Here is a 9,867-nt window from a genome sequence, read left to right as displayed (position 1 = left end):
ATCGGCCAGGTCAGCCCGATCGCCTTCGAACAGCGAATGGTTACGCTGACCACTGCCGCATAGCAAACGGTGTCTACGGCTCAGGGGGAAGCCCCGTCGATGTGCCGGACTCGTTCTGGCGCACGTTCTTCTTCAACGGCCACCCACTGGCATCCAAACTGTGGGGGCCCATCATCGGCCCGCTCGTCGCGATCGCGTCGTTCGTCTGCTCCCAGGTCAGCGGGCTGCACACGAGTACTTCGCTATCGAAGGACAACTACTGTCCTCTGTCGTCCTGTGGGATCTCAGATTGGCTGGCCGAATCTCACGGCCGGTGGCCACGGAACTGAGACTGACGGGTCAGCCTGTCCACTCATCTGAGTGAGTCACACGTAGGACAGGTCCTCCATGGACAGTGCCGTGGCAGCGCGACCTTTTCTGCCGCCGGTCCGCGCTGGGGGCATCCTGCCGTCACGCTCCGATGACGCGCCCCTGATCTGCTTGTCCGATTGCCTGCTGCCGGGTGTGGTCGCCCGTTGATCAGGCCGGCGCGTCGAAGCCGGTGGCCCAGTAGCGGCCGTGGAGTCCCAGGTCGAGGAGCATCCGTACCACTTCCTCGACCGGCAGGGGTGGTTCCTCCTGTTCCGTCCACCACCGCAGTACGGCGATCTGTTCTCCTACCCAGACACGGGCGAGCAGGTCGGGATCGATCCGGGGGGTGACCCCGTTACGGTCGGCCCGATCGCGGAACTCGTCGGCGGTGGCGCGGGCGAGGGTGTCCGTGAAGGTCTGGAGCGGTTTACCGTCGCCTTCCCCCCGCAACACGATCCGGTAGACGTCGCGTCGCTCCCGGGCGTGGCGGAGCATCTCCAGGGCGGGCTTTCCGGTGAAGCCGACGTAGCTGTCGGAGACGACGGGCTGCAGCCGCTCGGTGAGTTCCTCGAGAAGGTCGGCGGTCACCCGGGCGAACAGGTCCTCCCGGTCGCGGAAGTGGCTGTAGAAGGTGGCGCGGCCCACGTCGGCGCGCTCGGTGATGTCTTCCACGGTCAGTGAGCTGAACCCGCGCTCCAGAACCAGAACCACCAATGCGTCGCTCAGGTTCCGGCGCGTTCTGCGTGTGCGTCGGTCCTCGGTCATTCGACCCCCTCCGGTTCTCCGCTGTCCGCACTGAGTCTACTTCAGCCTTGACAGACGATCAGTTACTGAACAAGCTGTCTCTAATCGTTCACCATGCCTCGCATCTGAGGTATGCGTCTTGCTCGGCTTCTGGAGAACGTCCATGAATCTCGGCACCTATCTCTCCCGCAGCGCTCGCTACTGGCCAAGCCAGGAGGCTCTGGTCTGTGGAAAGCGGTCCTGGACCTACGCGCAGCTGGATACGGCCGCCAACAACCTCGCATCCGCCCTCCTGGCCCGCGGCCTGCGTCCCGGCGACGCGGTCGCTTCGCTCGCCTGGAACCGCGGCGAGCTGGTCGAGGTGGAGTTCGCGCTCTACAAGGCCGGGCTGGTACGCGCCCCGGTCAACGCCCGTCTGGGACGCGGAGAGATCGCTCATATCCTCCGCTACGCCCCGGTACGTGTCCTGATCTTCGATGGCGCGCACCGGGAGGACGCCCTCGCCGCGATCACCGAGGCGGGCACAGGCTGCCTGCCCATAGAGCTCGACGGTGCAACGGATGCCGAGAAGACAGGCTCGTCCTACGCCGGACTGCTCGCCGAGGGAGGCGACGCCCCGGTCGCTGTCGAGGTCGGCGAGGACGAGCCGTGTGTTTTGAACTTCACCTCCGGCTCGACCGGAGCACTCAAGGCCGCCGTGCAGACCTTCGGCAACCGGCTGGCCAACATGCGCAAGCTGCTGATGAGTGACGAGTCGAGGCCCGGCGCCGGTACCCGCTACCTCGCCTGCGGCCCCATCACTCACGCCACCGGCATGGGCCTGCTGGCTGGCGTGTTCGGCGGCTCCACCACGCACATCCTGCCGACCTGGAGCGCTGAGGCGTTCCTGGCCACAGTGGAGAAGGAACGGATCACCACCACGTTCCTCGTGCCGGCCATGCTCAACATGGTGCTCTCCCAACCGGGCGCGGCTGAACGGGACTTGTCCAGCCTCACCAGCGTCCGCATAGGCGGAGCGCCCGTCTCACCCCAGCGGCTGCGCGATGCCGTGGCCCTGTTCGGGCCGGTGGTCGCCCAGGGGTACGGGCTCGGGGAGACGACCAGCGTCGTCGCCGGGCTGACGAGCCAGGACATCGCGCGCGCCGTCACAGACGACCCGGAACTGCTGCAGTCGTGCGGCCGTGCTTCGTACGACACGGAGATCCGCGTTGTGGACGAGAGCGGCCACGAGTGCCCGCCGCGTGAGGTCGGCGAGGTCATCGTGCGCGGTCCCGACTGCGTACGGGAGTACTGGCGGGCACCGGAGCTGTCCGCCGAGACCTTCCGTGGCGGCTGGGTGCACACCGGGGACCTTGCCTGGATGCGCGAGGACGGCTATCTCTTCCTCGTCGACCGCAAGAAGGACATGATCATCTCGGGCGGGTTCAACATCTACTGCACCGAGGTCGAGGCCGCCCTCTACGAGCACCCGGCGGTAAGGGAAGCCTGCGTCGTCGGTGTGCCCGACGAGCAGTGGGGCGAAGCCGTCAAAGCCGTGATCGTGCCTCACACAGGGAGCCCCGTCACCGAGGGCGAGCTGATCGAGTTCTGTGCCGAGCGCCTGGACCGCTTCAAGAAGCCCCGCTCGGTCGACTTCGCCGGCGAACTGCCGCACAACCGCAACGGGAAGCTCGACCGCAAGGCCGTGCGTGAACCGTTCTGGGCAGACGCAACCCGCCGCGTCAACTGACACCTCCCCCGGAACGAGGAACCAACATGACATTCTCCATGCGCCCCACCTACCAGGACGCGCGACTGGCCGGACTCGTAGACAAGCTGCGCGCCTACCTGGACGGCGAGTTGGCCGACTACGAACGCGAACGGGGCATCACCCCGGCCACCCGTCTGACCCGAGCCGACCTCGAACCCGTCTGGCAGCGCAGCCGTGCGCTCGGCTTCTACGGCATCCACCTGCCCGAGGAGCACGGCGGGCAGAACCTTACGTACACCGAACTCGCCGCGCTCAAGGAGGAGATCGGGGCGAGCGGCCGGGTCCTCGGTCACAGTGTGCTCGGCGACATGGGCGGCCCGCTGCGGGCCGGCGACATTCTGGATCATGCCACCGAGCACCAGCTGAACACCTACTTCCTGCCCGTGGTACGCGGCGAGCGTGCCTGCTGCTTCTCTCTCACCGAGACCGACGCGGGCTCCGACGTACGATCGATGCGCACTTCCGCCGTACGCGACGGGGACGACTACCTGCTGAGCGGGCACAAGGTGTTCTCCTCGGCCGGGCCGTTCGCCGACTTCGCGATTGTGGTGGCCCGTATGGCCGAAACCAGCGAACAGGAGGGCGACAAGCCGCAGTTCTCCGCCTTCCTCGTCGATCTCGACAGCCCCGGCTGCCGTGTCACGGACGGCGCGACCCCGATGTCCGGCGAGCACATCGAGAGCGACATCATCCTGGACAACTGCCGTGTCCCCGCCAGCAACCTGCTGGGCGAGAAGGGCAAGGGCATGCGCATCGCGCTCGGCCGCGTCACCGTCAACCGGCTGCTGCACTGCCCCACCGCCCTGGGCGCCACCCGACGCGCCCTCGATCTGACCCTGGACCGCACCCGCACCCGCAAGGTGGCCGGCGGCCGTCCACTGCTCGCCCTGCAGGCCATCCAGCACAAGGTCGCGGACATGGCCACCGAGTTCTACGCGGCCCGCTCCATGACCTACGCCGCGCTCGCCGCGCTGGACCGAGGTGAGGACGTGCGTACCGAAGCCTTCATGTGCAAGCTCTTCGTCGCGGAGTCCGCCTTCCGCATCCTCGACGAAGCCGTCCAGATCCACGGCAAGGAGGGCCTCACCCAGGGCAACGAGATCGAGTTCCTCTTCCGCAAGATCCGGATGTTCCGCATCCTGACCGGCACATCGGAGATCCAGCGCAACGGCATAGCCCATGGCCTGGCTTCCCTCGGCTGAACCGGCGCGTCCGGCTGTGGCGCCGCGTTGGAGGACCATCGGGCTGATCGGCGGTCTCGGGCCGTTGGCCTGCGCCCGCTTCTACGCCCGCCTGGTCGAACTCACCAATGCGGACGCAGACGACGCCCACCCCGAGATGATTCTGCTGTCGAGTCCGGCCATTCCCAGTCGGCTCGACCACCTCCTGCACGGTGGGCCCAGCCCGGTTCCGGCCCTTCAGGAAGTGGCCCGTCGTCTTCAGGAGGCGGGGGCCGAGCTCATCGCTCTGCCCTCGCTCACCTCCCAGACCTACCAGCGCGAGATCGCGGCAGCACTCGACATCCCGGTCGTCGACATGATCACCGCCCTCATCGGGCAGTTGCGTGCCGCTGGTGTGTCCTGTCCGGCGCTTGCCGTGACGGATGGCACGCGCCGGACGGGACACCTGCACCGGGCGCTGACGGCTGAAGGACTGAGCCCCATCCTTCCTGGTCCGAAAGACCAGGAACGTATCCAAGGGTGCGTGCACCTGGTCAAGTCGGGGCAGGTCGCCGCGGCGCGCGAGCTATTCCGGTCGGTCATGGGCGCGTCCTGGACCTCAGCCGGCGACGCGTTCGTCATCGGCTGTACGGACCTGTCCCCGCTCGTGACGGAACTGCCCCCCAACAGCCATGACGTCGGTGACATCTACGCACGCGCCGTCCTGTCGGACGCCGCCGCCCCGCCCCAGCTTCCTGCCCTCAGGCTCAGCGACCGTATCGGCCGCATTCATTGAGAGGGACTCCATGACAGCGGATACAGCCGGATCCGCCGCGCCGCCCGGGCGCGGACCCCGCGGGAAGAACCTGACGCTCCTGACAGCGTCCACAGCGATGGACAATGCCGAGAGCAGCGTGACCACCGTCCTTTTCCCCCTCATGCGCGACGCGATGGGCCTCAGCTCCTCGGCACTCGGCACCCTCGTGGCCGTGGCCAAGGTGGTGGGGATGCTCGCAGGTATTCCGTGGGTGCTGCTGGCCCGCAGGTTCCGGCGCAAGGTCGTGCTGGCCGTGTGCTCCGGCTTCTGGGGCATCTGGATCATCCTGGCCGCCATGGCAGGCAACTTCACGCAGTTCGTGGTGGTCTACGGCATCGCGGCCGCCGGATTCGCCGGAGCCGGGCCCATCGCCCTGGAGATTCTCGGCGATCTCTGCGAGGACCACCGCCGTGGCCGGGTGACGGGCATGCTGTACGGCGGCGTCGCCCTGATCGCTGGGGTCAGTGCGCCGTTGTTCGGCCGCCTCTCCGGTCTGGAGAACGGATGGCGGTACGGCTACCTGGCCTCAGGCGCGATGTGCCTGTTCGTGGGAGTGCTGATCCTGCTGTTCCTGGACGATCCGAGACCGGCCGCACGAAAGCCCCTCACCGCAGCCGTGGCCATCGAGAACAAGGCCCGCACCGTGCGCAGCGGACTGCGAGAGCTGGCCGGTATCCAGACCTTCCGACTCATCCTCGTGCAACGGCTGTTCTCGGGCCAGAACGTCATGATGAGCTTCGGCGTGGTCTTCCTGGTCGAGGCACAAGGCTTCTCCACGGCCACCGCCTCGGTCGTCGCGCTCCCGTTCTCGCTCGGCTATCTGAGTGGAACCATCGCGGGTGGGCGCATCAACGACCGCATGCATCAGCTGCGGCCACTGAGCGGCCGGGTCGTCATGCTTCAGATCAGCCAACTGAGCTTCGCGGGCGCCGCCTTGATCTGCATCGAGCCGGCCTGGCACAGCATCGGCTTCTTCGTCCTGATCTTCGCCGTGCTCGGCTTCCTGCAGGGACAGGTTCCCGTCGTCAACCGGCCGCTGATCATGGCCGTCGTCCGTCCCGAACTACGGGCCCTGGCGTTCGCCGTGTCCGTCTCGACCGTCGAAGCCTTCGCGTACGCCGGTTACGCGCTGCTGACCGGGTTCCTGGGCGATGCCATCGGCCTGCAGGACGCACTGCTCATCGTGACGGTGCTGTTGACCGCGGTCAACGGACTGGCCTCGGCAGCCTTGTACCGGCCCTACGCACGCGACAGCACTGCCCTTCCGCACATGCCGCACGAGGGCACACCTGCCACCGATACAGGGAAGGACATCCCCGCCGTCCCCTGACCCCGGCCCTCTCCCAGCACCACAGATGAAGGAAACACCGCCATCATGAACGACACCACACCCAGTGCCCTCATCGTCCGCAACGGACTCCTCGTCGACGGCACGGGCGCCACTCCCGTGCCCGACGGTGTGGTTCACATCGCCGACGGCCGCATCGCCTGGGCAGGCCCGGCCAACACCGCACCTCAGACCCCACGGGGCGCCCGCGCCATCGATGCCCACGGCGGCGCCATCCTGCCCGGCTTCATCGACTGCCATGTACATCTCGCGGCGCCCGGCGGTGAAATGAGCCGTGTACAGCTCGCGGCGATGCCCGCCTCCCTGCGCACCTACCTGACCACGCCGCGCCTGCTGAGCACCCTGATGTCCGGCGTAACCACCGCACGCGACCTTGCAGGGCTCGACGCCGGCTTCAAACAGGCGGTGGCCCGCGGCCTGGTAGTGGGACCGCGTCTGCTCGTCGCCATCGCGATGATGTCGCCCACCGGCGGCCACGGTGACTTCCGCATGCCCACGGACGACGGACCCACCGAGCCCTCCGTCAGCCGCCTCGCCGACGGCACCGCGCAGTGCGCACGTGAGGCCAGGAACCTGCTGCGGCAAGGCGCCGACCTGATCAAGATCGCGGCCTCGGGCGGTGTAGGAAGCCCCACCGACCAGCCGGACGACGAAGGCTTCACCGAGGCGGAGATCCGCACCGTCGTCGAGGTGGCGCGCGCCCACCGCGGCAAGCGGGTCGCCGCCCACGCGCAGGGACGCGGCGGCATCCTCAACGCACTGCGCGCCGGAGTCGACAGCATTGAGCACGGCTACGAGATCGACGACGAGATCATCGACCTCATGCTCGCCCAGGGCACCTTCCTCGTGCCGACTCTGTCCACCGCCACCGCGAGCTTCGACCCGGCCGTCACCCCCGCATGGACCGTTGCCAAGAAGAAGCAGTGGCAGGCGCGCGCGCACGCCGCGATTCCGCGCGCCGTCGAACGCGGCGTGAAGATCGCGATGGGCACGGACTGCGGTATCTCCGCCCACGGCAACAACCTGCGCGAGCTGGGGCACCTCGTCGACTGCGGCATGTCGCCGATGAACGCGATCCTCGCGGGGACGTCGGTGGCCGCTGAACTCCTCGGCCTGTCGGCCGACATCGGAACCCTTGAGGCGGGCAAGCGCGCCGACGTCGTCATCGCGTCCTGCGACCCACTCGCCGACATCCACAAGCTGGGGGCTGCCGCGAACATCTCCGTGGTGATCAAGGACGGCTCGGTCCACAAGAACGCCTTCGAGAACTGACCCCGCAACCGGACAGGACAACCTCACCATGTTTTCGGCAACCTCCCTGGCAGCGAAAGCACATGCCCTCGCCGCAGACCACGATCACCACGCCATCCGCGCTCTCTACGAGGATCTGCACCGCCACCCCGAGCTCGCTCACGCCGAGCACACCACGGCCGCCCGCGCCGCGAAGGAGTTGCGGGACTCCGGCGTCGAGGTGACGGAGAACGTCGGCGGGACCGGAGTGGTCGGGGTCCTGGAAAACGGTCCCGGCCGCACTGTGCTGATCCGGGCGGACATGGACGCGCTGCCTGTCCAGGAGTCGACCGGACTGCCCTATGCATCACGCGTCGACGGTGTCATGCACGCATGCGGCCACGACATGCACACCGCGATGCTGCTGGGCTCCGCCCAGGCCCTCGCCCGTGGCCGACGTCACTGGACCGGGACGGTTCTCTTCGTCCTCCAGCCGGCCGAGGAAACCGGGGAGGGAGCTCTCGCGATGCGCGCCGACGGGCTGCTGGAACGGTTCCCTCGCCCCGACGTACTGCTCGCCCAGCACGTCAGCGCCGGACCGGCGGGGCTGGTGGCCCATGTCGAAGGACCGGTCCTGGCGGCCTCGACGTCCATCGACATCGTCATCCACGGACGCGGCGGCCACGGGTCACGCCCCGACACCACCATCGACCCCATCGTCATCGCCGCCGCCGTGGTCGGCAGACTGCAGTCGATCGTCGCGCGCGAGATCGCCCCGCGCCACAGCGCCGTCGTCACCGTGGGACGGATCCAGGCCGGCACGGCACACAACGTCATCCCCGAGACAGCGGAGCTGGGGCTGACCGTGCGCTCCACCACGGGCGAGGTCCAGGACCAGATCGTGACAGCGATCCGTCGCATCGTGACCGGCGAGTGCGCGGCGGCCGGCGCCCCCGCCGAGCCGGGGATCCGCATAGTGAAGTCCATGCCCGCAACAGTCAACGACACCGCAACAGCTCGCCGAATCGCGCAAACACACCGCGAGATGTTCGCCGCCACGCATGTCATCGACCCCGGCCCAGCCATGGGCAGCGAGGACTTCTCCGAACTCGCCCTCTGCCCCGACGGCACATCAATCCCCTACCACTACTGGTTCCTGCCCTCCACTACCGCCGCAGTATGGGACGCAGCGGAAGGCGCGTCACCGGTGCAGAAGTTCGCAAAGGTTCCCAGCGCCCACAGCCCGCACTTCGCCCCCGACCCCGCGGTCATCGGCCAAGGAGTCGCGGCCATGACCGGTGCGGTGCTGGCCGAACTCAACCAGCCGAGTTGACATGTTCCTCGGGCTGAAGCCCGAGGACTCTTGCCGTCCCACGGGTTCGGGAAGCGCGTCGTCGGATCAAGCTGCTGGAGCAGGAGAATGAGGGTCCTGCGCCGGGCAGCGGCCTACCTGTCGCAGGCGAATCTGCCGGGAAGTTCGTCTGCGTAATCTTGCCCTCACCGGATAGGTCCGCTTCTTCTTGAGAAGCCTTCGACCGCCCTCTATGCACGACGGGACCTCTCGTAGATCCTTCGTAGACATGACCGATAAGACAAGCGATTCCGCGTGGCCCACCAGCATCAGCGCCATCACTCTGTTCGTCGAGGACTTGGACGCCACGAAGCGGTTCTACCAGGAGGTCTTCGGACTGCCTGTGCACTACGAGAACGACAACTCGGCCGTATTCGGCTTCGGCAACACCATCATCAACCTGCTGAAGTCGACAGCGGCGCATGAGCTCATCGATCCCGCGAGCGTGGCAGCGCCTGAGGTCGGATCCCGCCTCCAGCTCACCCTCCCGGTGGATGACGTGGATGCCAAGTGCAAGGAGCTTGCGGCGCGCGGCGTGACGCTGCTGAACGGCCCGATGGACCGGCCGTGGGGGATACGGACCGCCAGCTTCCAAGACCCCGGCGGCCACATCTGGGAGATCGCGAATTGAATCCTCCCCTTCCTAATTGAATCCTCCCCTTCCTAAGGGAGGGGAGGATTCTGGCTCACGTCGGCTGTGGGTCGGCGGCCTCGCAGCTCTTACACGATCAGCACCAGCCGGGTTGAGACCAGCCCGGACCAGCATCACGCGGGCGGAGTTCTTGTCTCTGGGCGAGACGGCTCCGCACATGGTGCAGCTGTAGGTCCGTTCTGAGAGAGGTAGTGCGTGCTTGGTTCTCGCTCCGCACACTGCGCAGTCCATGGTGGTGTGCGCGGGATGGACAAGATGCAGCTCACGGCCGTGTTTGCGGGCCATGTGGGTCAGGGCCTGCTTGGTCGCGCCGATCGCGGCGTCGGCCGCCTTCCTCGCTATGGTCGACTTTGCGAGGAACCGGGGGTGGGGGCTTCCCCCTGAGCCGTAGACACCGTTTGCTATGCGGCAGTGGTCAGCGTAACCATTCGCTGTTCGAAGGCGATCGGGCTGACCTGGCCGAT

General features: G+C 67.4%; 8 protein-coding genes and 1 pseudogene. 7 read left to right on the top strand and 2 right to left on the bottom strand.

Annotated elements, in window-relative coordinates; all coding sequences use genetic code 11:
• Window positions 1–519: 519 nt before the first annotated feature.
• The gene (locus tag ACWFR4_RS46470; RefSeq protein ID WP_453657744.1) at window positions 520–1,116 is read right to left on the bottom strand and encodes a TetR/AcrR family transcriptional regulator; all 597 of its coding nucleotides are present in this window, start codon (window positions 1,114–1,116) and stop codon (window positions 520–522) included.
• A 142-nt stretch (window positions 1,117–1,258) separates the two neighbouring features.
• On the opposite strand from ACWFR4_RS46470, the gene ACWFR4_RS46465 reads away from it, so the two are divergent.
• From ACWFR4_RS46465 to ACWFR4_RS46435, 7 genes are all read left to right on the top strand, one after another.
• Window positions 1,259–2,824 carry a class I adenylate-forming enzyme family protein gene (locus ACWFR4_RS46465; RefSeq protein ID WP_453657742.1) on the top strand — a complete coding sequence of 522 codons (1,566 nt, stop codon included), beginning with the start codon at window positions 1,259–1,261 and terminating at the stop codon, window positions 2,822–2,824.
• Between the two features lie 26 nt (window positions 2,825–2,850).
• A complete protein-coding gene (locus ACWFR4_RS46460; protein ID WP_453657740.1) occupies window positions 2,851–4,047 on the top strand; it encodes an acyl-CoA dehydrogenase family protein in 1,197 nt (398 codons plus the stop codon).
• Between the two features lie 16 nt (window positions 4,048–4,063).
• Window positions 4,064–4,801, top strand: coding sequence for an aspartate/glutamate racemase family protein (locus ACWFR4_RS46455; protein WP_453657738.1), 738 nt, complete (start codon window positions 4,064–4,066; stop codon window positions 4,799–4,801).
• A 97-nt stretch (window positions 4,802–4,898) separates the two neighbouring features.
• Complete coding sequence (locus ACWFR4_RS46450; protein ID WP_453657736.1) at window positions 4,899–6,152, top strand: MFS transporter; 1,254 nt, start codon at window positions 4,899–4,901, stop codon at window positions 6,150–6,152.
• A 45-nt stretch (window positions 6,153–6,197) separates the two neighbouring features.
• Window positions 6,198–7,442, top strand: coding sequence for an amidohydrolase family protein (locus ACWFR4_RS46445; protein ID WP_453657734.1), 1,245 nt, complete (start codon window positions 6,198–6,200; stop codon window positions 7,440–7,442).
• A gap of 28 nt (window positions 7,443–7,470) precedes the next feature.
• A complete protein-coding gene (locus ACWFR4_RS46440; RefSeq protein ID WP_453657732.1) occupies window positions 7,471–8,733 on the top strand; it encodes an amidohydrolase in 1,263 nt (420 codons plus the stop codon).
• A gap of 247 nt (window positions 8,734–8,980) precedes the next feature.
• Window positions 8,981–9,382 carry a VOC family protein gene (locus ACWFR4_RS46435; protein ID WP_453657730.1) on the top strand — a complete coding sequence of 134 codons (402 nt, stop codon included), beginning with the start codon at window positions 8,981–8,983 and terminating at the stop codon, window positions 9,380–9,382.
• Window positions 9,383–9,394: 12 nt separating this feature from the next.
• Here ACWFR4_RS46435 and ACWFR4_RS46430 read toward each other — a convergent pair.
• Window positions 9,395–9,769: pseudogene (locus ACWFR4_RS46430) on the bottom strand (zinc ribbon domain-containing protein); the annotation flags it as partial.
• Window positions 9,770–9,867 lie beyond the last annotated feature (98 nt).

The organism is Streptomyces sp. NPDC055140 (assembly GCF_053607285.1).
The sequence above is the reverse complement of the archived record's forward strand: the minus strand, read 5'-3'. Positions and strand labels throughout refer to the sequence as shown.

Bases quoted from the DNA above. Each gene is read 5' to 3' on its own strand.
- ACWFR4_RS46470 (WP_453657744.1), bottom strand. From the start codon at position 1,116: ATGACCGAGGACCGACGCACACGCAGAACGCGCCGGAACCTGAGCGAC.
- ACWFR4_RS46445 (WP_453657734.1), top strand. From the start codon at position 6,198: ATGAACGACACCACACCCAGTGCCCTCATCGTCCGCAACGGACTCCTC.
- ACWFR4_RS46465 (WP_453657742.1), top strand. From the start codon at position 1,259: ATGAATCTCGGCACCTATCTCTCCCGCAGCGCTCGCTACTGGCCAAGC.
- ACWFR4_RS46435 (WP_453657730.1), top strand. From the start codon at position 8,981: ATGACCGATAAGACAAGCGATTCCGCGTGGCCCACCAGCATCAGCGCC.
- ACWFR4_RS46450 (WP_453657736.1), top strand. From the start codon at position 4,899: ATGGACAATGCCGAGAGCAGCGTGACCACCGTCCTTTTCCCCCTCATG.
- ACWFR4_RS46440 (WP_453657732.1), top strand. From the start codon at position 7,471: ATGTTTTCGGCAACCTCCCTGGCAGCGAAAGCACATGCCCTCGCCGCA.
- ACWFR4_RS46460 (WP_453657740.1), top strand. From the start codon at position 2,851: ATGACATTCTCCATGCGCCCCACCTACCAGGACGCGCGACTGGCCGGA.